The sequence below is a fragment of the Bacillus sp. KICET-3 genome (assembly GCF_033261025.1).
Classification (GTDB): Bacteria; Bacillota; Bacilli; order Bacillales; family Bacillaceae; genus Bacillus; species Bacillus sonorensis.
In genome coordinates this window covers 165,208-188,863 of record NZ_CP137345.1, presented here as the reverse complement: position 1 = coordinate 188,863, position 23,656 = coordinate 165,208, and the positions used below count along the sequence as shown (strand labels likewise).

The following is a 23,656-nucleotide window of genomic DNA, read 5'->3' as shown; positions in this document are numbered from 1 at the left end:
CAATGGAGTGCCAAGCCGGCTATTTGCCGCACGACCAATAATTTTGTGAAATACGGATCAGCCTGAACAGGGGTATGAAATAAATCGTCCTTCCTTGCTCTCTATTGAATCTGAATAAACGGAAGACGACACCGATATTCACGTCGGGGGAGCGTGTCCATTTGATCACAAAAGGAACTTGGCATACCTAACAGAACAAGGTCTGCCTTCTATGAAGGCAGGCTTGTTTTATTATCCAACTGATACGCTCTTTTCGACTCGCTCCTTGCCAGCAGATGCCCATACAAGGCCGCCAGAATTTGCTGGAACAGCATGCCGATCACAACGGGCACCGCCACCCGCGCAGGAAAAAAACTTGTGGCCAGGACGGCCCCAGCGCTAATATTCCGCATGCCTCCGGTAAAAATTAAAGCGACGATTTCTTCCTGAGGCCGTTTCATCATTTTGCCTAAGAACCAGGCCGTGATATAGCCGGTAAAAGCGACTGCAAACACCGTGACTGCAATCGTTAAAAAGCGAAAATCGACCGAATTTAAATAAGGGGCAACAACCGAGCTGTTGATCGCCACCACTGCTGCCAAACCCATTTTTGAAAATGGGGCGCAATTTGCGCTTAAACGCGCCGTTCTGTCAGGGGATGAAAACTGGTTGACCAGCATCCCCAACAAAGAAGGGATTACGACCATTCCGAACAGTCCCTTCATCATGCCCGCTACATCCATTTCAACCTGTGCTCCTGCAAGCACCGAAAGACTGAATGGTACGATAAAGGGGGAGAGAATGGTATCCACCAGTATAACCGACAGGGTCAGCCCAATATTTCCTTTATACATCGCAGCCCAAATCATGCTCGTTATGCCGGTCGGTATTACGACGCCGAGAATAAGCCCCGTAATCGTCAATGGGTCGCCTTTAAACACAATATGTCCGGTCCCCCATGCCAGTACCGGCATAAATATATGCAAAACAAATAGAGCCAATAGCAATGGCAGTGGATGAACCACAGCGGCTTTCAACGACTGAAAGTTGGCACTTAAACTTCCGGCAAAGGTCATAAAAGCAAAAATCCACGGTACAAAAGCAGCAAATCCATTTAAATGTTCTGAAAGCAATACCCCGCAGATGACGCTCACAGGCGTCAGCAAAGGCATTATTTTTCCCAGGGTTTTATTGATTGTCTGAAGCATAGATGGTAAACGCCCGCTCTCTTTAATACATGTAATACTTTCATTATAACAAAAGATGGAATATTAAAACAGGAAGGCAAAAATGGAAGAGGAGGTGCGGAGAAGGCCGTTTTACGCATAATGAACCGAGTTGCTTCTTTTTTGAAACGGAAAAACTGCCAATATCGAATCAAACCTAAACACTCTGATCTGTTGTTTTTGAAAACAAAACGCTTTAACATAACCATTTTGGATGTCCTTGACAAAAATCGTCCGCTTTGAAAATTCATTTTTCTTCATGTAAATGATTTCAACGGGAAATCCATCTGTCATGGCCCGGCGCAGCAATTTTTCCATCCTCTCGCTCCTTTCATATATACTCATTTTATACGAACACTTGTTCTATTTCAAGTGTTAATTTTTGAAAAATATAAGCTTTTCAGGATCATGTATGAAAACATATACAATTGGAAGAAACTTTTTAAAGGGATCATGCGTCAGTAAATACGTCACATCTCTACATAAGGAGCACTGTCATGTCCAGAACATACAGAAAAACAAGAATAGCGAAAAGAAGAAAGCGCAACAAAGCAAGGTTATTTCTCCTGTCGGCCTTCCTTCTTGTTTGCGGAATTATTTACATTGCTTTTCCGGGGACACCCAGCGATCAGCAGGAACATCATTTGCAGGCAACTGAAAAGCAAACAAAGCCAGAAAAGAAAAAGACAGGGAAGCATAAAAAAGAAAAAACCCGCAGTGAAATCGTCACGAAAAACGACAACAAACAATTGGATGATTATTTAAAAAGCATTGACTTCAGTGGAACAGCGTTGATCGTGAACGAAGGCAAAATTGTTACAAGCAAAGGCTACTCATACGCAAACCGCGAGGAAAAAGTGCCAAATACACCTGACACCGTCTATTATATTGGTTCTACACAGAAAGCGATCATCGCCGCTTCTATTTTGCAGCTTGAAGAAAAAGGCCTTTTATCTGTAACCGATCCGGTCTCCACATATATACCGGATTTTCCAAACGGGTCAAACATTACTCTTTACAATCTGCTGACTCATACATCAGGAATTAGAGGCCATATTGAAGGTAACGGATATATTTCACCGGAAGATCTTTTAAAGGATATTAAGACTCAAGGAATTAAAAATCCACCCGGGAAATGGGACTACAGAGATTCCAACTATTCTGTTCTGGCATACATCGTATCGAAGCTGAGCGGACAATCTTTACAAACATATGTTACAAATCATATTTTTAAACCTGCCGGCATGGAACACGCAGGATTCTACAAATCCTTTGCTAAAGAGTCCCATCCATCAACGGGCTATAAACTCGGTCCGCTAAAAAAGCTGTATACTCCAGACATACCTGACTTATCACAGCTGTATGGAGCAGGGGATATTTATATGACTGCTTATGATATGTATTTGTTTGATAAAGCACTTTTAGAAAGAAAGATCATCTCCGATGAAAGCTTCACAAAAATGTTTACGCCTAATAAAGCGACTTATGGAATGGGCTTTTACGTTTCTCCGGGCAGCTATTCAAATCATGGCGTAATGCCCGGCTACAACATGTTAAACAGCTTTAGCCATACAGGGAACAAATATGTGATTCTATTCTCTAATATACAAAATAACATTAAATCTTTTGGCGCCGTTAATAACCGTATATTCGCTATTTTAAATGCTTCTTGATTAAGGATTAGCGGGCAGATTCTTTTTAAAGAGCAAAGCTTCCTGTTTTATGACAGGAAGCTTTTTAGCGTGATTCCGGAAGAGGAAAGCCTGAAGATCTGCCTAATGCCTGTTAAAGGAGGGGGGGTTTAATGAAATCAAGGTGATCCCATCTCATCTAGCACGAATCTTTTTTTCGGCATTTATTTTATTGGGATTTTTGATGCCGTTCCATGCTTGAATCGCCTTAACTGGAGACACAACTCACATTAAATTTGAGGATGTTGTTGGTGTAGAAATAAAGTAAGACCTATTATTCAAAGAGCAACATAGTTACGCCATACCTTCCTTATCTTAATCGTTTTTTGTTTCCTTTCTGATTTATCCCTCCAAAATTCTAATTCATTACACCTAGTATAATTTCATTAAGCACAAGAATATAGATGGTTCTTTTTTACTAATATGCACACAATGCCCCAAATTACCTTGTTTTTCAAGCGCAATGAATTTGAATTAAAAGAAGAAGGGTGGCATTATTGTGAAAGAAAAGAAGCACAATGGTTTTAAGACATTTGTTATGATACTGACATTAATATTGGTTTCACCTGTATTTTCAATATCAGTATCAGCGTCAGAACTAACTGACAAAAAACTACATACTGAAACTTCTGGAGCATCTAAAGGAAATTCTGTGCCCGAACAAAAACTGAATAGCGAAGAATTTACGAATGTAAAGGTGAATATGAATGATGTAAAGAAATTAGAAGCTTATCTTAAATTAAACGCAGATGCAACTCTTACCTTAGATCCATCGTATACTAAACTAGATATTTCCCGTTCTGTCACAAACGAAGTTCAAGACTGGATTAAATACTTGAACGGTTTAGTAATACAAAAAGAAGCTGTCATTAACTCCGATTTTAGTGTGAAAATTTTAGCCAAAGACGGTAGTGTATTGACACTTGAGAATGGAAACAGTATTAAAATGAAAGTGGCGAAAAAAGGTTGCGGTCGATCTGGTCATAATGTCTACTGGTGGGGATATAATCTTTATTTTGACTGTAATGAAACAAGAACACTATATCAATCATTTAAAGCAGGGGGTGGAGCAACCTCTGGTCTTGCTGCAATATCAAGGTTTATACCCGTACCTCCTACACAATTAGCAAGCACAATTGCCGGAGTAATCGGATGCGGACTAGTTGGTTTTGGTCAAATGATTTAAGACGAACATGAAGGGCATGGTATTAGAATACGTTTTACTGGACTTGGATATGCAGCTGTTCCAACTGGGGTTTTTCTACAATAAAAATGAAAGAGGGGAAACTATGACTTTCTTAGTTTTAATGGCAGGGCTATTTCTTTTGATTTACATGAAAGAACCATTCAGCAAGAAAATGTATGGTTATGTTTACTTGGCTTTTTATTTAATGGTTTTAGCCCTATATATAATTAACACTACATTTGTAAATTTAATATCTAGCAAACTCTTATTAATTATAACAGTAATTGTCATTTCACCATTGTTCATTAGTTTCCTTAAATCCTCAAATGAATCTCGTTAGTTCAAAGACAGAGGAGCAGGCATAATGCCTGCCCCTTTTACTTCAATAATGCTTCAAGTTTCGCCTTTATCTTCGGTCGAGACTCCGGCCGCTCCTCCTGTGAAGCTGACGACCATCATCATTCAATACATCCGAGTTCACACTTGATAAGGGATAGGTGCGGCTCCCGTTCTGGCCATTAAAAAAATGGCCGCCAATCAGCTGCACAACATAACCATGTGCAAAAGATCAGCCTCCGCAGGCTCTCCATCTTGGACTCAATATTCATGTTCCATTTTTCTTGTCTCTATCGTATGACAAAGTGGAATAGAAAAAGGCCTCCATTTTATCCCCTTTTTTGTCGGATTTGAACATAAAAAACCTTGAAAGGCTATTGCCAATCAAGGTCATTCTTCAAAATTAATCAATTCTCAAGTCAATTTAAGCATGAATATAATAGTCTGGTTCTTCATCCATTTTCTTCAAAAATTCTTCGAGTGATGTTGCAATTTTCTTTTCAAAATAGTATACAGGACAAATACCGTTCTCTTGTTCCTGATCTAAATCTAGAGTGAGATATGTCCCCTCTCCAACTTCAAAAAACACTAACATGTTCTCTGGGTATAGTTCCCTAATGCTTGAATCTATAAAATCGTCCTCATCTAGTAAAAAATCAGCTACACTATGAGGATCCATTACTCTATCTCTATGGGTTTTATCAAGATTACAAATAAAACCATACCCTACTCTTAAATAAAACTCTCTTAGTTCATTAGGAAATTTTTTTCCTAATCTCTCTTCTGCCTCAATAACATCATCTTCTAGGCGATATATAACATGCTTTTTCTTTTGGTTTTGTGGATCATCTATTTCCGATACATATTTATTTAAGAATTCAAAATCATACATAAGGTCTTTCCTCCATATGTTTTAATTATAATATTAATCATTTAAACAATCTTTTTTCTGGTCCGTCTTTTCGGTGAATACCACTTTGGTGCTCGTCTGGTCTTTTAGCTGGATGGATATTATACCATTCATTTGGACCGCCATGCTCATTTTTTATAACATGGTGGGCATCATACTTATCACCTTTTTGAATATATACTCGCCCTCTTTTTGAAAGTATTGGTTCTGAATATGTAGGCCATTTTTGGCCTGTATTCTTTTCCCATTCATCAATTAATCCGTCTTTTTTACGTTGAAAATCCTGCCTGTGTTTCATTACCTCTTCTCTAGGTAATTTATTGGAATAATCATTTTCTCTCAACTCTTTCTTAAGTAGAGCCCTTTGGTTGTCTGGTATTTTTCTCCCTGTAATACTTTCAACGTCTTTAATATAGTCTTTTACCCCATGTATCTTCTCGGAATTCCCCGTACTCTTAACACCTTTTTCAACAGTCGAAACCTTCTTAGCCGTCTTCGCGCCTTTAGTCGCTTTGAAAACATATTTCCCTATCTTAACTGCCTTAGTCGCCGGTATGACAGAAACACCAGCCAGGATACGATCAGTGACAGATAGTTTTTCACCTGTGACTGGGTCGACACCTGTTATCGCTCTATAACCATCATAACCACCGGACAATTCTCCAGCTGTGTCTTTAGCCCAATCAAAAGCTTTTTCAATGTCGCTTTTCTTCACCTTATTTTCAGGTATGCGGCTCACAAGCTCGTACTTCACTTCACCGCCGGATATGTACTTCCGCACAATTTGACCGTTTGAATAAAGCGAGTATGAACCGCCGACGAAGTCCTTGCCTGTACCGATTTCATCGGTGACGTCGACAGAACCGAGCTTTTTGTATCCCTTCATATTATACACTTTGCCATTGATGACGCGAATCCCTGTATCAATCTTTTTAGAATGATCTGCTTTGGCAAGTGAATCAACTTCAGTTTCTTCTTGATCGGACAATTTTTTCAGCATGATTTCCATCGGTGAAAGCTCAGCATTTTCCAACTCTCCCTTGAGACCGACGGCCGGACCGTTAATGTTTGTATTCTCATCCGGTTTTAAAATTGAACCTTTTTTATAGCCTGTGATCTCGATTTTCGGACCAGTGTACATTTTCTCAAGCTGTGTGATGTATTTATGCATCGTCTCAAGGTCTTGTTCAGCAGTTTTAAGAGCGTTTGTTTGCTCCCTGTCAAAAGCATGAAGCTTTTCGAGAGTGCTGCTGATTTCCTTTTTCGCTTTCTGATTTTGTTCATGAAAATCATTGTCATTCAAATCCGGTAAATCAACAATATGGCTGACTTTTGAAATCGCGGCGTTGGCTTTGGATACCAAATGTTTCGTTGTTCGATCAGCCGCGTTTAAGCCTTGTTCCAGATCGTGATCGATAAAGGCTTGCGAAATATAACCGTTGTGATTCGGTTCGAGGGAATTCAGTGCATTTTTCATTTTTTTTAAAGATGACTGGTATTCCTCAATGAAAGATTCATAGAACCGCAAAAACGGAGTGTGGCATTCTTCGTAAAAGGCGCGAATCGCGTCGCCGCCTTTACCTTTTAAAGCATCGTCAAGAGCCGTTATCCCGTTGACGCTTTTTTTGACTTTGGCGATTTCTTCTGATTGTTTTTTTAATTGTTCCAGCGTTTGATCAATTGCATGGTGCAACGCACGGACATCAAGAGTCTTCATGGCATTCCCCTCTAATACTAAAGTTACAATCAGTATAGAGTTTACCACTATACGGAAATGGATTGGTGAATAAATCCTGTTTATCCATGAAAATGAATCTTATTGAGTAGGTCTTAAAACCCAACACGCTAGACAGAATTTTTCCGAATTCCAAAAAAGGAAAATCATTGTCAAAAAATGATCCTTTCTGTAAAATGAAAGGTATGCAGAAAAAGGAAATTGATACCCTTAATTTTTCGAATATTTTAAATCGACTATACGAAAGGATGATAGGGGCATTGACAGTCAAAATTGCAACTGAAAAAGTTATAAAAATGCTAAATCAATGGTACGGGATGATTAGACAACAAAAAGTTGAACAAGCTATTGCCATAAAGGATGAAATCGAGAACATGCTGCCATATATGGAAGAAGACCAGGACGTGCTATTGTATTTTAATGTTTTGGATTTTCGACATAAAATCATGTTAGAAAATTTAAATGAATCTAAGCTGCTGTTTAAAAAACTGGAACTGGAAAAAGAGGGTATAGAAAAGACAGATGCTCTGCTCCAATACTATTTCTATTTCTTCTCCGGACAGTATGAATTTCACAACAAAAATTACATAAAAGCAATTAACCTTTACCAAATAGCCGAAGATAAACTTAAACAAATTCCTGACGAAATTGAGAATGCAGAATTTCACTATCGTGTTGCAATTGCATATTATAGAATCAAACAACACTTCTTTTCACTATCCCACGCTCAAAAAGCTTTAGAGTCCTTTCGAGCAGATGACAGCTACTCTGAAAAAGCTATTAATAGTGAAATGATTTTAGGTGCAAATAAAATGGATCTGTTCCGTTATGAAGAAGCCGAAATGCACTATAAAAATGCATTAGATAAGTCACGAGAAGAAAAATTCCCATATGCAGAAAGCTTGGCATTTTATAATTTGGGGCTGAATTATGGACGAAGAAATATGCTATTAGAGTCTGCGAATTGCTTTCGAAAAGCTCTTGAAATCGAAGAATGTCAAAAAAGACGTTTAGCCATTAAAGTAAAGTTCAACTTAGCATTGATCCTTTATAAATTGGGTTTAAATAATGAAGCTCAAAGCTTATGTGAAGAAGGATTATTCGATGCTCAAAAAGTCGATGAAAAAGAATACATAGCAAAAATCAACTTTATCCAAGCCATATATGATAAAGAAGCCTCTGGAAAAATTGAGGAAAGTTTGGAATACTTAGAAGAGAAAAAGTTATGGTTCCACGTTGCCGAATTAATGTTAGAAGCTGCTTTTCATTACAAAGAAACAGGTAACATCACCAAAGCAGCACATTTTTTCGAAAAAGCACATTGTGCAAGAAATCAAATCTTCAAAGTAACGGAGGGATTAAAGTGAAAAAGATTTCAAAAGTGTTTTTACCTACGGTCGTAATAGCTTTAAGTATCATATTATTTTCAGTGCAATCATCGGAAGTAACAACTTCGACCAAATTTAAAGTTATGGATGACGCCGAATTTGCTGTAATTCAAACAGACAGCAAAAATACATTCGAAAAGTCAAATGAAGACGCAATTTTCGGTGCAGCTCATTTTAAACTTACTGAAAACGGTGCATTCGGATAAAGAGAGGCGGACTCATAAGAGTCTGCTTTTTTTGTTCACACAACCCTCAGATAATCCCGAGAGCTGTTGCAAGGTTATAAATGGCCTGCCGTTTGATCTGATAATATTTGTCCTTTTTTCAGCCCAATCTCCATATAAATTTCAATGTCCTTTATTTTTTGGGGAGAGAGATACTTGGCCTTTATGATATTCAATTCATCATCATCAAGACTCTGTGTTAACGCCCTGTCCATCTGTGCAACTTTTAATTCATTTAAGCATTACTTCTCCAAATACATGGTGGCAGAGATTCACTGATAGACATAATTAGACCAAGCCGACTTCATGACATGAGGCATACACATGCTACCATGTTAATAAATCAAATTGGAAAAGTGCCAGGGTTGAATATTAAAGGAATTTCCAAAAGACTCGGCCATGCAAATGTTCAAACAACCCTAAATATATATACACACGCCAATCAAGAATCAGATTTATTGGTGGCGGATGCAATTAGCAAAGTAATAAAACTGGGTGCAAATTAAGGAGTAATTCTCGATTTGCCACCCGTATGCCACCCAACAATTTTTAGACAAAAAAATAACAGTTCCATATATCGAGGAAACTGCGTCAGATCAACATATTCACTTAAGCTTCCAAGCGGGCTCGAACCGCTGACCTCTTCCTTACCATGGAAGTGCTCTACCTGCTGAGCTATGGAAGCATTGGCTCCGCAGGTAGGATTCGAACCTACGACCGATCGGTTAACAGCCGATTGCTCTACCACTGAGCTACTGCGGAATAGAAAAGGCTTCATTTCATGCAAGGTAAAGATATAAATAAACAGCTTGGCGGCGTCCTACTCTCACAGGGGGAGACCCCCAACTACCATCGGCGCTGAAGAGCTTAACTTCCGTGTTCGGCATGGGAACGGGTGTGACCTCTTCGCTATCGCCACCAAACTATGCCTTCAGGACGAAGGTACTGGGCGTTCCTCACAGGATGTGAGGGCCTTTAGCCGAGTTTCCTTGCCTTTGGCTTTTGAGAGCATTCTCTCAAAACTAGATAACGGGTAAAGACCATTCACAAATATTTAGGTTAAGTCCTCGATCGATTAGTATCTGTCAGCTCCATGTGTCGCCACACTTCCACCTCAGACCTATCAACCTGATCATCTTTCAGGGATCTTACTTCCTTGCGGAATGGGAAATCTCATCTTGAGGGGGGCTTCATGCTTAGATGCTTTCAGCACTTATCCCGTCCGCACATAGCTACCCAGCGATGCCCTTGGCAGAACAACTGGTACACCAGCGGTGCGTCCATCCCGGTCCTCTCGTACTAAGGACAGCTCCTCTCAAATTTCCTGCGCCCGCGACGGATAGGGACCGAACTGTCTCACGACGTTCTGAACCCAGCTCGCGTACCGCTTTAATGGGCGAACAGCCCAACCCTTGGGACCGACTACAGCCCCAGGATGCGATGAGCCGACATCGAGGTGCCAAACCTCCCCGTCGATGTGGACTCTTGGGGGAGATAAGCCTGTTATCCCCGGGGTAGCTTTTATCCGTTGAGCGATGGCCCTTCCATGCGGAACCACCGGATCACTAAGCCCGACTTTCGTCCCTGCTCGACTTGTAGGTCTCGCAGTCAAGCTCCCTTGTGCCTTTACACTCTGCGAATGATTTCCAACCATTCTGAGGGAACCTTTGGGCGCCTCCGTTACCTTTTAGGAGGCGACCGCCCCAGTCAAACTGCCCACCTGACACTGTCTCCCTGCCCGATAAGGGCAGCGGGTTAGAAGGTCAATACAGCCAGGGTAGTATCCCACCGATGCCTCCACCGAAGCTGGCGCTCCGGTTTCCAAGGCTCCTACCTATCCTGTACAAGCTGTACCAACATTCAATATCAGGCTGCAGTAAAGCTCCACGGGGTCTTTCCGTCCTGTCGCGGGTAACCTGCATCTTCACAGGTACTATAATTTCACCGAGTCTCTCGTTGAGACAGTGCCCAGATCGTTGCGCCTTTCGTGCGGGTCGGAACTTACCCGACAAGGAATTTCGCTACCTTAGGACCGTTATAGTTACGGCCGCCGTTTACTGGGGCTTCAATTCGCACCTTCGCATACGCTAAGCGCTCCTCTTAACCTTCCAGCACCGGGCAGGCGTCAGCCCCTATACTTCGCCTTACGGCTTCGCAGAGACCTGTGTTTTTGCTAAACAGTCGCCTGGGCCTATTCACTGCGGCTCTCTCGGGCTTGCACCCTAACAGAGCACCCCTTCTCCCGAAGTTACGGGGTCATTTTGCCGAGTTCCTTAACGAGAGTTCTCTCGATCACCTTAGGATTCTCTCCTCGCCTACCTGTGTCGGTTTGCGGTACGGGCACCTCTCACCTCGCTAGAGGCTTTTCTTGGCAGTGTGGAATCAGGAACTTCGCTACTATATTTCACTCGCCATCACAGCTCAGCCTTATATGGGAAACGGATTTGCCTATTTCCCAGCCTAACTGCTTGGACGCGGATATCCAATACCGCGCTTACCCTATCCTCCTGCGTCCCCCCATTGCTCAAATGGTGAGGAGGTGGTACAGGAATATCAACCTGTTATCCATCGCCTACGCCTTTCGGCCTCGGCTTAGGTCCCGACTAACCCTGAGCGGACGAGCCTTCCTCAGGAAACCTTAGGCATTCGGTGGAGGGGATTCTCACCCCTCTTTCGCTACTCATACCGGCATTCTCACTTCTAAGCGCTCCACGAGTCCTTCCGGTCTCGCTTCACAGCCCTTAGAACGCTCTCCTACCACTGTTCGCAAGAACAGTCCGCAGCTTCGGTGATACGTTTAGCCCCGGTACATTTTCGGCGCAGAGTCACTCGACCAGTGAGCTATTACGCACTCTTTAAATGGTGGCTGCTTCTAAGCCAACATCCTGGTTGTCTAAGCAACTCCACATCCTTTTCCACTTAACGTATACTTTGGGACCTTAGCTGGCGGTCTGGGCTGTTTCCCTTTCGACTACGGATCTTATCACTCGCAGTCTGACTCCCAAGGATAAGTCTTTGGCATTCGGAGTTTGACTGAATTCGGTAACCCGGTAGGGGCCCCTAGTCCAATCAGTGCTCTACCTCCAAGACTCTTACCTTGAGGCTAGCCCTAAAGCTATTTCGGAGAGAACCAGCTATCTCCAGGTTCGATTGGCATTTCACCCCTACCCACACCTCATCCCCGCACTTTTCAACGTGCGTGGGTTCGGGCCTCCATTCAGTGTTACCTGAACTTCACCCTGGACATGGGTAGATCACCTGGTTTCGGGTCTACGACCACGTACTCATGCGCCCTATTCAGACTCGCTTTCGCTGCGGCTCCGTCTTTTCAAACTTAACCTTGCACGGGATCGTAACTCGCCGGTTCATTCTACAAAAGGCACGCCATCACCCGTTAACGGGCTCTGACTACTTGTAGGCACACGGTTTCAGGATCTCTTTCACTCCCCTTCCGGGGTGCTTTTCACCTTTCCCTCACGGTACTGGTTCACTATCGGTCACTAGGGAGTATTTAGCCTTGGGAGATGGTCCTCCCGGATTCCGACGGAATTTCACGTGTTCCGCCGTACTCAGGATCCACTCAGGAGAGAACGAAGTTTTGACTACAGGGCTGTTACCTCCTATGGCGGGCCTTTCCAGACCTCTTCATCTACCCCGTTCTTTTGTAACTCCGTATAGAGTGTCCTACAACCCCAAGAGGCAAGCCTCTTGGTTTGGGCTGTTCCCGTTTCGCTCGCCGCTACTCAGGGAATCGCATTTGCTTTCTCTTCCTCCGGGTACTTAGATGTTTCAGTTCCCCGGGTCTGCCTTCTCATATCCTATGAATTCAGATATGGATACTGCTCCATTACGAGCAGTGGGTTTCCCCATTCGGAAATCTCCGGATCAAAGCTTGCTTACAGCTCCCCGAAGCATATCGGTGTTCGTCCCGTCCTTCATCGGCTCCTAGTGCCAAGGCATCCACCGTGCGCCCTTTCTAACTTAACCGTTAAAAAAGAATCACTAATAATAAGGATCGCCGATTAACATCACCACATCCTGTGGTAACATCGGCATGACTTGCATCGCGCAAGCCTTTGTGAATGTCTACTTTCGTTATCTAGTTTTCAAAGAACACGCTTTGAAGGAATGATCCTTCAAAACTAAACAAGATCCAAACGCACCTGTCTATAAGACCGCGAGGTCTTATATTCCGTATAATATCCTTAGAAAGGAGGTGATCCAGCCGCACCTTCCGATACGGCTACCTTGTTACGACTTCACCCCAATCATCTGTCCCACCTTCGGCGGCTGGCTCCAAAAGGTTACCTCACCGACTTCGGGTGTTACAAACTCTCGTGGTGTGACGGGCGGTGTGTACAAGGCCCGGGAACGTATTCACCGCGGCATGCTGATCCGCGATTACTAGCGATTCCAGCTTCACGCAGTCGAGTTGCAGACTGCGATCCGAACTGAGAGCAGATTTGTGGGATTGGCTTAGCCTCGCGGCTTCGCTGCCCTTTGTTCTGCCCATTGTAGCACGTGTGTAGCCCAGGTCATAAGGGGCATGATGATTTGACGTCATCCCCACCTTCCTCCGGTTTGTCACCGGCAGTCACCTTAGAGTGCCCAACTGAATGCTGGCAACTAAGATCAAGGGTTGCGCTCGTTGCGGGACTTAACCCAACATCTCACGACACGAGCTGACGACAACCATGCACCACCTGTCACTCTGCCCCCGAAGGGGAAGCCCTATCTCTAGGGGTGTCAGAGGATGTCAAGACCTGGTAAGGTTCTTCGCGTTGCTTCGAATTAAACCACATGCTCCACCGCTTGTGCGGGCCCCCGTCAATTCCTTTGAGTTTCAGTCTTGCGACCGTACTCCCCAGGCGGAGTGCTTAATGCGTTTGCTGCAGCACTAAAGGGCGGAAACCCTCTAACACTTAGCACTCATCGTTTACGGCGTGGACTACCAGGGTATCTAATCCTGTTCGCTCCCCACGCTTTCGCGCCTCAGCGTCAGTTACAGACCAGAGAGTCGCCTTCGCCACTGGTGTTCCTCCACATCTCTACGCATTTCACCGCTACACGTGGAATTCCACTCTCCTCTTCTGCACTCAAGTTCCCCAGTTTCCAATGACCCTCCCCGGTTGAGCCGGGGGCTTTCACATCAGACTTAAGAAACCGCCTGCGCGCGCTTTACGCCCAATAATTCCGGACAACGCTTGCCACCTACGTATTACCGCGGCTGCTGGCACGTAGTTAGCCGTGGCTTTCTGGTTAGGTACCGTCAAGGCACCGCCCTGTTCGAACGGTACTTGTTCTTCCCTAACAACAGAGTTTTACGATCCGAAAACCTTCATCACTCACGCGGCGTTGCTCCGTCAGACTTTCGTCCATTGCGGAAGATTCCCTACTGCTGCCTCCCGTAGGAGTCTGGGCCGTGTCTCAGTCCCAGTGTGGCCGATCACCCTCTCAGGTCGGCTACGCATCGTCGCCTTGGTGAGCCGTTACCTCACCAACTAGCTAATGCGCCGCGGGTCCATCTGTAAGTGGTAGCTAAAAGCCACCTTTTATAATTGAACCATGCGGTTCAATCAAGCATCCGGTATTAGCCCCGGTTTCCCGGAGTTATCCCAGTCTTACAGGCAGGTTACCCACGTGTTACTCACCCGTCCGCCGCTAACCTAAGGGAGCAAGCTCCCGCCGGTTCGCTCGACTTGCATGTATTAGGCACGCCGCCAGCGTTCGTCCTGAGCCAGGATCAAACTCTCCATGAAGTTTGATAATGACTACGCACATATTCATGCACGATTTATAAATAAATTAACAGGTACGTTTTGTCTTGTTTAGTTTTCAAAGATCATTTCCGCTTCATTTAGCGGCTTTAATAATATAACACCAAGCTCACTTTATTGTCAATAACTTTTTTAAAAATTATTCATTGGAGCTTTTTCATGTCTGCTGTTCATCAGCGACGATTAATAATATACCATGGGTCATCTTATGAAGTCAACCATCTTTTTATTTTATTTCTAAAGATGAATAATTGTTATGTTCTATTTTAAACAAGCATAAGATGAAAACAAAGCAGCATGGACAAGGAGGAGTTTTTCAGTGAATCATTTTTATGTGTGGCATATAAGACGTGTAAAGCAGCTGATCATTATTTTAATTGCCGCATTTGCTACAGCAAGTTTTTTTTATGTCCAAAACCTGATTCCTCTTCCCGTGTTTTCATCAAACGGAGAGGCAAGGGCGGTTTATAGAGGAGATTCGGACACAAATGAGGTTGCTCTTACATTTAATATCAGCTGGGGAGATGAAAGAGCGTTACCTATCTTAGATACATTAAAAACAAACGGAATCAAAAATGCCACTTTCTTTCTGTCCGCTTCCTGGGCAGAACGCCATCCGGACGTCGTGAAAAGAATTCAAAAAGACGGCCATCAGATCGGAAGTATGGGATATGCTTACAAAAACTACTCTCAAATGAAGAAAAGCGACATCAGGAAAGACCTGATCAAAGCGCAGAATTCCTTTCAAAAACTCGGAATCGAGGATCTCACGCTGCTCAGACCGCCGACAGGCCAATTTAATAAGGATGTTCTTGACGTTGCAAAACAATACGGTTACACAATCGTTCATTATAGCATTAATTCCGATGACTGGATGAACCCCGGTGTTCAAAAAATCGTCCAAAATGTCAATGGAGCTGTGAATGCCGGAGACATCGTCCTTCTTCACGCTTCAGATTCTGCAAAGCAAACTAAAGAAGCCCTGCCTGAGATTGTTCATCATCTGCGAAGCAAAGGGCTTAAAAATGTAACCGTCAGCGAGTTAATCGCAAATACCGATGCAAAGTCATCCGAAGTAAAGTAAAAGATCTATGAACGGCTAATGAATTTTGGCAGCATTAATACCTGAAAAGCATTGCAGGCTAACAGAGGAAGCAGCATTAAATAAAGCCAGTCCTCTTCGTTCACTCTTAACGCCGGGAACCATTCCATGACCGTATAGACGATCATTAAAAACAATGCGGAAACAAATGTTTTCTTCGAGGACTGTTTTTGTTTCATATAGGCGGCTATCATCCCGATGATTAATATAAATAACGGCAGCCATATATACGGTATCATTGATCCGCCATCCGCTCCAAAAAACAAATAGCGCAAATACGCCAAATCAAACAGGACAAATACAATCAGAAACAGCTGGATTGAATTCCATAAAGAGTGAGATCTGAATATTTCCAGCGCAAACCGGTGGATCGTCAAAAAAATAACAAATCCCATTTGGGCGATGACGCTGAAAATCATGCCCACACCGATAAACCAAAACAATACAGAAAGAATCTCCAAAACCTCAAACGATAGAAACAGCTCCTTGTATCTTCCCCATTCAATGGCAAAACCGACAATGCTTGTCGTCAGCGCTCCTACTCCTAAAACAGAAAAGAAAAATCGAACGAGATTACGGCTTTTCATTTAGACTTTCCAACCCCTAAGTTATCGCTTCACGATGCGATATTTTGTTATGCATAAATTTATGAAAGACATTCATATTAAAAGTAAGACGAGTTATCGAAAGGAGCTTAAGCATGTTAAAACCCGCAATGCTATGGATAAGCTGTTTTTTGTTCCTATCTGTAACAGCTTGTGCTCCCAAGGACCAAGCAGCTGAGATGGACTATGATGAAACCAAAAAAATGGTTGTCGATATATTAAAAACAGATGACGGAAAAAAAGCGATTCAAGAAATATTGAATGATGACAAAATGAATGAAACGCTTGTGATGGATGAAAAAACGGTCAAAGAAACGGTTGAAAAAACGCTGACTTCCAAAAAAGGAACTGAATTTTGGAAGAAGGTTTTCGATGATTCGAAATTCGCTGAAGGCTTCGCCAAAACGCTTCAAAATGAGCACGAAACTGTGCTTAAGAAGCTGATGAAAGATCCGGATTATCAGAAAATGCTGATGGGTGTCCTGCAGGATCCTGAAATGGCGAAAAGATACGGCGATCTCGTCAAAACCAGGGAATTTCGAACCCAACTTCAGCAAGTCATCACAGAAACTCTTGCAAGCCCTCTTTATAAAAAACAATTTGAAGAAGAGCTGAAAAAGGCAGTTGAAGAAAGCGTCAAAGACGAAATGAAAGGCGGCGGGGATAAACAAAGTTAAAGCACCCGCCACAAGCTTCTTCCTTGGAAGAAGCTTGTTTACATATTTTCCTTATATGCTGATGCTTTCATCAATTTTTTTGGCGATATCCATATAGATAAGACCTGTCGGGTGGGTTTCATCATATACTGACGGTGCAAAATCGCTGTCATCCCAATCCGGCTGCTTTAACGGGATTTTCCCCAATAAAGGAACGCCAAGCTCTTCGGCCAGCTTTTCTCCCCCGCCTTTGCCAAATACATACTCTTTTTCACCTGTTTTGGCGCTTTCATAGTAAGCCATATTTTCGACGATTCCCACGATGTCATGGTCGGTCTGCAAGGCCATAGCCCCTGCTCTGGCGGCGACAAAGGCAGCGGTCGGATGCGGAGTGGAAACAATGATTTCCTTGCAGCTCGGAAGCATTGAATGAACATCAAGGGCCACGTCTCCCGTACCAGGCGGAAGATCTAAGATAATATAATCGACATCTCCCCATTCCACTTCATTAAAGAAATTGTTCAGCATTTTTCCAAGCATCGGACCTCTCCAAATGACAGGCGCGTTGTCTTCAACGAAAAATCCCATAGAAATAACCTTGACGCCAAACCTTTCAACAGGTATGACCTTTTCGCCTTCTATTGTCGGTCTGACGGTGATTCCCATCATATCAGGCACGCTGAATCCGTAAATATCAGCATCAATTAACCCGACTTTTTTTCCGATCCGTGCAAGGGAAACAGCCAAATTGACTGAAACAGTCGATTTGCCGACACCGCCTTTACCGCTTGCAACCGCTAAAAAGACGGGCTGATTTTCCTTGTTCAGCAATGTCCTGTCCCCTTCGGGAGCGGATTGTGCATATTTCATAACAATTTCTTCCGGCAGCTCTTCAAAACGCAGGCCTACTGTTTCGGCTCCGGCTTCCTTCAGCCTTGTCACGATCTCCTGCTGCAGCTGCATTTGTTCGGCAGATCCCGTTTTTGCGAGCGCCACTTTTACGCTGACATGCTGTTTTTCAGGCTTTACTTTGACGTCTTTGACAGCAGCAAGCTCTCTAAGCGGCTTTTGAAGAAAAGGCTCGTACAAATCGCCGACTATTTTTTTTACATCGTCTTCTCGCATCATTGAATCTCACCCTCTGTTGTATTCGTTTACAAAATAAGTATAGCATATCTTTCCTTATAGTGTCTTTGACGTAAAAAGAAACCCTCCTTATTCAGGGGGGTCTCTGTCTTCTGTAAAGTAACGGAGCACGCCTTTATAAATTGACGCTGCGATCTTGTCCTGATATTTGGGCTTTGCCAGCTGTTTCGCTTCTTTCGGGTTCGATAAAAACCCGATTTCAACAAGCGCTCCCGGTTTTTTTACATTTTGCATCAGATAAATGCCATGAATCCGTTTTGCTCTCCGCTCCGTATTTTCAAGGTTGTGCCTTAATTCATCCTGAATAAACTTGGCTGCCCGTTCGTTTTCTTCATACTGCCCGTAGAAAAAACTTTGGGCGCCGCTCCACCGCGCTGAAGGAATCGCATTTAGATGAATGCTGAGATAAAGGTCGGCTTCCGAATTATTGATCATATCCACCCGCTTCCGCAAATCTTCAGCTTTTCTTCGGCTGAGTCCTTTCGTTTCTTCGAGCGCAAGATCATGATCATCTTCCCTTGTCAGCAGCACCAAAGCACCCTGCTCTTGAAGATAATCTCTGATTCGCATAGAAACTTCCAGCGCCACGTCCTTTTCGAGAATTTCTCCGCTTGTAGCGCCCCCGTCAGGGCCCCCGTGCCCTGGATCAATGTAAATGATTTTTCCGCTTAACGGCAGATTCCACGACTTCCATGAACCATCATTATTGAATTGATACTGAAACAAACATAATAAAACGACAAAGCCGAGCAAAAACCCGAGCCATTTTATTTTTTCTTTCATCCCTTTCCCTCCCGCTTGTCCTTAATACAAGATATGGGACAAGGAAAGGAAATATGATTCTGGTTCGGCGATCCGCCCATTTTATCTGAGGCGGAGCTTGATGCGTTTTTCCCTCTCGCTGAAACCTTCCTTCCACCAGGTTTGGATAAAGTGTTCACAGGCATAATAGAGCCCTTCATGGGAAATTGTAATATTGAAAGCCTCCGACCAGCTCAAGGCGTATTCATAAAGTTCATGCAGCAGCTGTTTTTCTTCTTGTTCGGAACGTGTCATTGCTTTTTGGACGGACTCTCCATAATAGCCGAACTTCCCGAATTGAGCGCCGAGCAAATATGCTTCAATCGCAAAATCAATACAGCCGTCATATAAAATATCCGTATGTTTTGAAAAAAAATGAATTAGAGGAGTGAAGCATTCCTCTGCAATATTCATGATTTTTTCAATCGAGAGCTCCCGCAGAAGCTTCTTTTCCAAATTCATCTGTTTCTTTTGTTTCTCATTCATAAAGGATAAAACAACTCCCATAACACCGCCTCCTTTTTACCTTGTATTGTGCAATTAGGATCGGAAAATCATGCTCAAGCGGTGAAGGGAAACAGAGGAAGAAGCCGAAAATATTAGGAGAGGTTAGTTTCAGCTCATTTATGCGCGCCATCCAAAAAGTGTTCTGCAAAGGAAAATCAGTTTTTAGTCTTTTCTTCTTTTCAATACTTGTTTAATCATCTGTCCAGCAGCATAAATAAAGGCGCAATGATCGATTGGCTAAATCGATTCATCGTGCCTTGTATCAAGCAAAAGTTTTACTTTTATATCACCGCGGTGAGAAGTTCTTTGAGCTCACGGTATTTGTTACGGCTCACATTGATAATCTTTTTGCAGTTTTTAATTTTTAGATTATACGACTTCATGTAGGTGTCTTGGATGATTTCCTCAATCTTATCCAACGGAACGAGGAAAGACTGATGGGTTCTAAAAAAGTTGCTCCCTTTAAGCATTTCCTCAAGTGTCATCAAACATTGACTTGACTTAATAATCTTTCCATTTTCAAGATTTATGCAGGATTTTCTCCCCACCTTTTCAATATACAAAATGCTGTCTACATCTACGAGATGGATTTTGCCGCTAGAACTGATGCCTATCTTTTTATTGTTTCTTTTTGAAAAAGCCTTATGATTTCGAAGAAGCTCTACAGCTGATTTGAGTCTTAAAATGTTAATCGGTTTGACTAAAAAATCAATAGGATAAAACTTATATCCATCCAGAGCGTATTCTGTGTAGGAACTCATGAACATGATGCTGATACTGGGATAATACTCTTTCAGATATTCAGCTAAATCGAAACCGCTTGACTGCTTCAGATTGATATCGATAATGACCAGATCGACTTCATTCACAGACTCCAGGTGGGAAATCAACTCGCTTATTTCTCTTGTGATTAATTCAAATCTAGCATGACTGATGCTGTCCGAAACCTCTTTGAAGAAATCAAGAATATCTTGATCATCATCAATCACGCATATTCTTACCGTCAATGATCGTCACTCTTTAAATCCTCAGGCAATTCCGGTTCATAAGCAAACCAGAAACAGCTGCTTAGTGAAGTAATTGAATTGAAAAACAAAGCGGATACACCAATCAAATAAGTAATAAATTTCACCATATCCCTAGTCCCCTTTTATTTTTTATTAAACCTCTTATCAAAAGATAAGATGATTTTATGCCATGAGTCAGTCAAGGTAATGCTTTGCATGATCATTGCGATCCAAATGCCGTATTGAAGCTGGCTGTCAACCAAAAGGCTGACCAGCATGAGACCCAGAAAAACGCCAATCGACCTATATTTAATCTTTGTTCTCTGTTGAGGACTGAATACCTGCATCTTTTTATGCAGTTTCGGTGATTTTTTTAAGATAATGAAAAATGACAAGACAATCAGGCCAATCAGCATCCATTTCATCCCCCGGGAGAAGTGAAAAGCAAATTCTATGGATATGTACGTGATCACCATAATTTGAAACGTGCTGAAAAATAAACAGGAGTAATAACCTTTAAAGTGGCTTCCCCCTGAAAACATTCTCAAAAATCCGCCCGCCGACAAGATGACCATGGCTTGTATCACGCAGTCAAAATAACAAGCTATAATAAATACCAGGAGTATTTGATTGATGGCGGCAAGCATCCACTCAAGCCCGTATCGTATGCTATCTTGCCTGCTACGAAAATCAGGGTTGTAATAAATGATCTGTTCCGAAATTTTTTTTGACAAGTAATTGGGTGTGAACTTAACCATCGCCTAACTCCTTCGGAATCCTGACTTTGAAGACGATCATCCTATCGATGATCTCCGGAAAGATGAATCCTTGATGCTTCTCAACGACTGATTTAACGATATGGAGGCCATATCCCCTTCCCTTCTTGCCTTTCGTAGAAAATCCTTCTTCAAAAATCCGATCTACCATCTCAGCGAACCGCTCTACGTCTCCAAAGTTGCCTACATCTATTCTGTAGTAACCTTCTCCGGAATCAATCTGGACATATACTGTCCGTTCTGGAATATCACCGAGTTCTTTTACGGCTTCCACTGCATTCATGATCAGGTTTCCAAATATTTTATTTGTTTCAAAAAGCTTGCATGGAAAATCCCTCAGACTATCGCTGATTTTATAGTGAATACGAATATCTTCCTTTAAGGCTTTATCCTTATACGAAAGGAGCAGGGCGCTGAGCGCGACAATCATCGAATCGGGCACACACCATGAGTTGCTGAAAAAGTCCAGTTTCTACAGTGAATTCTATAAAGAAATGATTTCATAACACGCTCTTGGATCGTCAAGAAGCGTGTCTTTTTCTAAAATTCGTAAAGCAAGCTTTACAATAAGTGAAGTATACTTTACAATTTAACTGAAATAACTAATTATGGAGGATGATTACCATGAATATCGAACAGATTGCGGTATACGGAAATAGTATTGGAGGAGTGGTGATCCTCGCCTGCCTGGCAATTATCTGGATAGTATCGAAGCGTATGGGCAGGGATGAACGGTCAGAAGCAATTTTCCTAAGAGTCTACTCCTCTATGTTTTATGTGCTTGCAGCGCTTATCGCACTGAGTATTTTCTTCGGATTCGGCCATGACATCAGTGGACTAATGTATCAAAAAATAACGTCATTAATGTTTGCACTAAGCGTAATTTTCGGTACTATCTATCTGTTCATTTTGAAAAGAAAGTACTGATTCCACATTTGACGAATAAAACAAGGAAAAATGCGATCAAGGGGATGAAAAAATGGATGAACATCAATATATTCTGGAAACGAGACAATTAACCAAAACATACCGTAAAACAGATGTTGTGAAAAACGTGAATTTGTGCATTCAAGAGGGAGAAATTTATGGCTTCCTCGGTCCAAACGGTGCGGGAAAAACGACGACGATTCGCATGCTGCTCGGACTCATCAACCCGACAAAAGGCGAAACGAGAATCTTTGGGAAGGACTTGAAAAGCAATCGGCTCGACATTCTGCGAAACGTCGGTTCACTTGTGGAATCGCCGTCATATTATCCTCATCTCACAGGCGAGGAGAATCTGGAGGCGATCCGGAAGATACTGAATGTTCCGAAGTCTAATATTGACGATGTGCTTGAGATGGTCAGATTGACGAAAATGGCGGACAAGAAAGCGGGAGAATATTCGCTCGGCATGAAGCAGCGCTTAGGCATAGCTGCAGCGCTGCTCGGATATCCGAAACTCGTCATTCTCGATGAACCAACAAACGGATTGGATCCGGCGGGAATCCTTGAAATACGCGAGCTCATCCTCAGACTGCCGTCCGATTACGGCATTACCGTCATGATCTCCTCGCATTTGCTTTCTGAAATTGAACAAGTAGCCACCCAGGTAGGAATCATCGCCAACGGAGAAATGCTCTTTCAAGACGCGATCGGAGAGCTCCGTTCGAAGGCCGATACAAAGATTGTATTTTCGACAAGTGACACGGACGGGGCGTTAGACATTTTCTCGCGTGAGGGCGTAGAGGCAGTTAAAACACAGCGCGGCCTGATGATTGAGGACAGGACTGATATGGAAATTTCCCGGCTCGCCAGAAAACTCTTTGAAAATGAGATTGACATCTTCCGAATTTACGACGAATCGAAATCACTTGAAGATATCTTCCTCGACATAACTAAAGGGGGAGAAACACTGTGATCTCTGAACTGTTGAAATCTGAAATTCTGAAGATCAGAAAACTGACATGGGTAATCGTCATTTTCGGCCCACTCGGAGTCGTCGCGATGCAAGGGGCCAATTATGCGCTCCGCTTTGATTACCTCATGTCGCGGAACCCGGATAAATGGCTGTTCCTGCTTGAAAACATCCATGCCTACTGGCCGCCTGCCCTCCTTCTCGGAACAACGATGATCAACTCGCTGCTCGCGGGAATGGAACATCATGCAAATATGTGGAAGAAACTCTTTTCCCTCCCCGTTAAACAATGGAAAGTGTACCAGTCCAAGATTATCATCATTATCACCATGATGCTGATCTCGACAGCTATACTTCCTGCGGGCACATATGTGCTCGGCAGACTGCTTGGATTTTCGGAGACATTTCCGCTCGGGGATGCGTTGATGATGAGCTTTTATACATTATTTGCAGCACTACCTTTCGTTTTTTTACAGTTTTGGCTCTCAGTGAAATATTCCAATCAAGGCATCGCTTTGACAATCGGCATCGCAAGTGCAGTGTTTATCATGTATGCTTACGGACTGCCTGAGTGGATGCCATGGAAATGGCCATTGTTAATAGATGGTATAGGGAAAAGCACCCTCTCAGTCATAAAGGGATTGGCCGTGGGACTGCTCATCTATTTATTTGCCTTGTTATCCCTATCACGAAAGGATGTCGCATAG

22 protein-coding genes, 2 tRNA genes, 3 rRNA genes and 1 pseudogene are annotated in these 23,656 nt (G+C 42.9%); 10 read left to right on the top strand and 18 right to left on the bottom strand.

The genetic code is table 11. From position 1 onward, the window contains the following. Positions 1 to 209: 209 nt before the first annotated feature. Both R5H20_RS01100 and R5H20_RS01095 read right to left on the bottom strand, forming a co-directional pair. Positions 210 to 1,187 carry a bile acid:sodium symporter family protein gene (locus tag R5H20_RS01100; protein WP_006639942.1) on the bottom strand — a complete coding sequence of 326 codons (978 nt, stop codon included), beginning with the start codon at positions 1,185 to 1,187 and terminating at the stop codon, positions 210 to 212. Positions 1,188 to 1,298: 111 nt separating this feature from the next. After that, positions 1,299 to 1,523, bottom strand: a complete 225-nt coding sequence (locus tag R5H20_RS01095; RefSeq protein WP_006639941.1) for a WYL domain-containing protein — start codon at positions 1,521 to 1,523, stop codon at positions 1,299 to 1,301. Positions 1,524 to 1,702: 179 nt separating this feature from the next. On the opposite strand from R5H20_RS01095, the gene R5H20_RS01090 reads away from it, so the two are divergent. Together R5H20_RS01090 and R5H20_RS01085 are read left to right on the top strand one after the other, a co-directional pair. Next, entirely contained in the window at positions 1,703 to 2,878 is a 1,176-nt protein-coding gene (locus R5H20_RS01090; protein WP_006639940.1) for a serine hydrolase domain-containing protein, read from the top strand. Positions 2,879 to 3,395: 517 nt separating this feature from the next. Then, a complete protein-coding gene (locus R5H20_RS01085; protein ID WP_006639939.1) occupies positions 3,396 to 4,082 on the top strand; it encodes a hypothetical protein in 687 nt (228 codons plus the stop codon). A 760-nt stretch (positions 4,083 to 4,842) separates the two neighbouring features. Here R5H20_RS01085 and R5H20_RS01080 read toward each other — a convergent pair. Together R5H20_RS01080 and R5H20_RS01075 are read right to left on the bottom strand one after the other, a co-directional pair. Continuing rightward, positions 4,843 to 5,310, bottom strand: a complete 468-nt coding sequence (locus tag R5H20_RS01080) for an SMI1/KNR4 family protein (RefSeq protein WP_006639937.1) — start codon at positions 5,308 to 5,310, stop codon at positions 4,843 to 4,845. A 37-nt stretch (positions 5,311 to 5,347) separates the two neighbouring features. Next, positions 5,348 to 7,045, bottom strand: a complete 1,698-nt coding sequence (locus R5H20_RS01075; protein ID WP_006639936.1) for a T7SS effector LXG polymorphic toxin — start codon at positions 7,043 to 7,045, stop codon at positions 5,348 to 5,350. 167 nt (positions 7,046 to 7,212) lie between these two features. Here R5H20_RS01075 and R5H20_RS01070 point away from each other — a divergent pair, with 167 nt between their 5' ends. Beyond that, on the top strand, positions 7,213 to 8,430 hold the full coding sequence (locus R5H20_RS01070; RefSeq protein WP_006639935.1) for a Rap family tetratricopeptide repeat protein: 1,218 nt from the start codon (positions 7,213 to 7,215) through the stop codon (positions 8,428 to 8,430). Then, positions 8,427 to 8,657: a hypothetical protein gene (locus tag R5H20_RS01065; protein ID WP_006639934.1), complete on the top strand. Its 231-nt coding sequence runs from the start codon at positions 8,427 to 8,429 to the stop codon at positions 8,655 to 8,657. The genes R5H20_RS01070 and R5H20_RS01065 overlap by 4 nt, the downstream gene beginning before the upstream one ends. 46 nt (positions 8,658 to 8,703) lie before the next feature. Here R5H20_RS01065 and R5H20_RS01060 read toward each other — a convergent pair. Beyond that, a pseudogene (locus R5H20_RS01060) lies at positions 8,704 to 8,914 on the bottom strand (ArpU family phage packaging/lysis transcriptional regulator); the annotation flags it as partial. Positions 8,915 to 8,986: 72 nt separating this feature from the next. On the opposite strand from R5H20_RS01060, the gene R5H20_RS01055 reads away from it, so the two are divergent. Further along, positions 8,987 to 9,181, top strand: a complete 195-nt coding sequence (locus R5H20_RS01055; protein ID WP_034325988.1) for a tyrosine-type recombinase/integrase — start codon at positions 8,987 to 8,989, stop codon at positions 9,179 to 9,181. Between the two features lie 106 nt (positions 9,182 to 9,287). On the opposite strand, the gene R5H20_RS01050 is transcribed toward R5H20_RS01055, so the two are convergent. The 5 genes from R5H20_RS01050 to R5H20_RS01030 all read right to left on the bottom strand — a co-directional run bounded on the left by R5H20_RS01050 (position 9,288) and on the right by R5H20_RS01030 (position 14,434). After that, positions 9,288 to 9,360, bottom strand: a tRNA-Thr gene (locus R5H20_RS01050). Between the two features lie 2 nt (positions 9,361 to 9,362). Then, positions 9,363 to 9,437 (bottom strand) — tRNA-Asn (locus R5H20_RS01045). A 45-nt stretch (positions 9,438 to 9,482) separates the two neighbouring features. Then, positions 9,483 to 9,598: ribosomal RNA gene (gene rrf / locus R5H20_RS01040) — 5S ribosomal RNA — on the bottom strand. Positions 9,599 to 9,730: 132 nt separating this feature from the next. Continuing rightward, a 23S ribosomal RNA gene (locus R5H20_RS01035) occupies positions 9,731 to 12,662 on the bottom strand. Between the two features lie 222 nt (positions 12,663 to 12,884). Beyond that, positions 12,885 to 14,434 (bottom strand): 16S ribosomal RNA (locus R5H20_RS01030). The 16S, 23S and 5S rRNA genes sit together here with 2 tRNA genes alongside, the layout of an rRNA operon. Positions 14,435 to 14,771: 337 nt before the next feature. On the opposite strand from R5H20_RS01030, the gene pdaB reads away from it, so the two are divergent. Beyond that, positions 14,772 to 15,536, top strand: a complete 765-nt coding sequence (pdaB, locus tag R5H20_RS01025; protein WP_006640365.1) for a polysaccharide deacetylase family sporulation protein PdaB — start codon at positions 14,772 to 14,774, stop codon at positions 15,534 to 15,536. Positions 15,537 to 15,541: 5 nt separating this feature from the next. On the opposite strand, the gene R5H20_RS01020 is transcribed toward pdaB, so the two are convergent. Next, positions 15,542 to 16,141 (bottom strand): KinB-signaling pathway activation protein, encoded by a 600-nt coding sequence (locus R5H20_RS01020; RefSeq protein ID WP_006640364.1) that lies wholly within the window; start codon positions 16,139 to 16,141, stop codon positions 15,542 to 15,544. A gap of 113 nt (positions 16,142 to 16,254) precedes the next feature. Between R5H20_RS01020 and gerD the strand changes: the two genes are divergently transcribed. Then, positions 16,255 to 16,836, top strand: coding sequence for a spore germination lipoprotein GerD (gerD, locus tag R5H20_RS01015; RefSeq protein ID WP_029418427.1), 582 nt, complete (start codon positions 16,255 to 16,257; stop codon positions 16,834 to 16,836). A gap of 51 nt (positions 16,837 to 16,887) precedes the next feature. Here the strand turns inward: gerD and R5H20_RS01010 are convergent, their stop codons facing one another. From R5H20_RS01010 to R5H20_RS00985, 7 genes are all read right to left on the bottom strand, one after another. Next, the gene (locus R5H20_RS01010; RefSeq protein WP_006640362.1) at positions 16,888 to 17,943 is read right to left on the bottom strand and encodes an Mrp/NBP35 family ATP-binding protein; all 1,056 of its coding nucleotides are present in this window, start codon (positions 17,941 to 17,943) and stop codon (positions 16,888 to 16,890) included. An 87-nt stretch (positions 17,944 to 18,030) separates the two neighbouring features. Beyond that, on the bottom strand, positions 18,031 to 18,744 hold the full coding sequence (gene cwlD, locus R5H20_RS01005; RefSeq protein WP_006640361.1) for an N-acetylmuramoyl-L-alanine amidase CwlD: 714 nt from the start codon (positions 18,742 to 18,744) through the stop codon (positions 18,031 to 18,033). A gap of 81 nt (positions 18,745 to 18,825) precedes the next feature. Beyond that, positions 18,826 to 19,269, bottom strand: a complete 444-nt coding sequence (locus R5H20_RS01000; protein WP_006640360.1) for a YbaK family protein — start codon at positions 19,267 to 19,269, stop codon at positions 18,826 to 18,828. Between the two features lie 281 nt (positions 19,270 to 19,550). Beyond that, positions 19,551 to 20,276, bottom strand: coding sequence for a LytR/AlgR family response regulator transcription factor (locus R5H20_RS00995; RefSeq protein WP_006640359.1), 726 nt, complete (start codon positions 20,274 to 20,276; stop codon positions 19,551 to 19,553). Continuing rightward, complete coding sequence (locus R5H20_RS23485; RefSeq protein ID WP_006640358.1) at positions 20,273 to 20,404, bottom strand: cyclic lactone autoinducer peptide; 132 nt, start codon at positions 20,402 to 20,404, stop codon at positions 20,273 to 20,275. Before R5H20_RS23485 ends, R5H20_RS00995 begins: the two co-directional genes overlap by 4 nt. A gap of 15 nt (positions 20,405 to 20,419) precedes the next feature. Next, positions 20,420 to 21,034 carry an accessory gene regulator ArgB-like protein gene (locus R5H20_RS00990; RefSeq protein ID WP_006640357.1) on the bottom strand — a complete coding sequence of 205 codons (615 nt, stop codon included), beginning with the start codon at positions 21,032 to 21,034 and terminating at the stop codon, positions 20,420 to 20,422. Then, entirely contained in the window at positions 21,027 to 21,335 is a 309-nt protein-coding gene (locus R5H20_RS00985; RefSeq protein WP_157678823.1) for an ATP-binding protein, read from the bottom strand. Before R5H20_RS00985 ends, R5H20_RS00990 begins: the two co-directional genes overlap by 8 nt. A 341-nt stretch (positions 21,336 to 21,676) precedes the next feature. Between R5H20_RS00985 and R5H20_RS00980 the strand changes: the two genes are divergently transcribed. The 3 genes from R5H20_RS00980 to R5H20_RS00970 are packed head-to-tail and all read left to right on the top strand — an operon-like array spanning position 21,677 to position 23,656. After that, entirely contained in the window at positions 21,677 to 21,979 is a 303-nt protein-coding gene (locus tag R5H20_RS00980) for a hypothetical protein (RefSeq protein ID WP_006640355.1), read from the top strand. A 52-nt stretch (positions 21,980 to 22,031) separates the two neighbouring features. Next, complete coding sequence (locus R5H20_RS00975) at positions 22,032 to 22,952, top strand: ABC transporter ATP-binding protein (protein WP_006640354.1); 921 nt, start codon at positions 22,032 to 22,034, stop codon at positions 22,950 to 22,952. Continuing rightward, positions 22,949 to 23,656, top strand: a complete 708-nt coding sequence (locus R5H20_RS00970; RefSeq protein ID WP_006640353.1) for an ABC transporter permease — start codon at positions 22,949 to 22,951, stop codon at positions 23,654 to 23,656. Before R5H20_RS00975 ends, R5H20_RS00970 begins: the two co-directional genes overlap by 4 nt.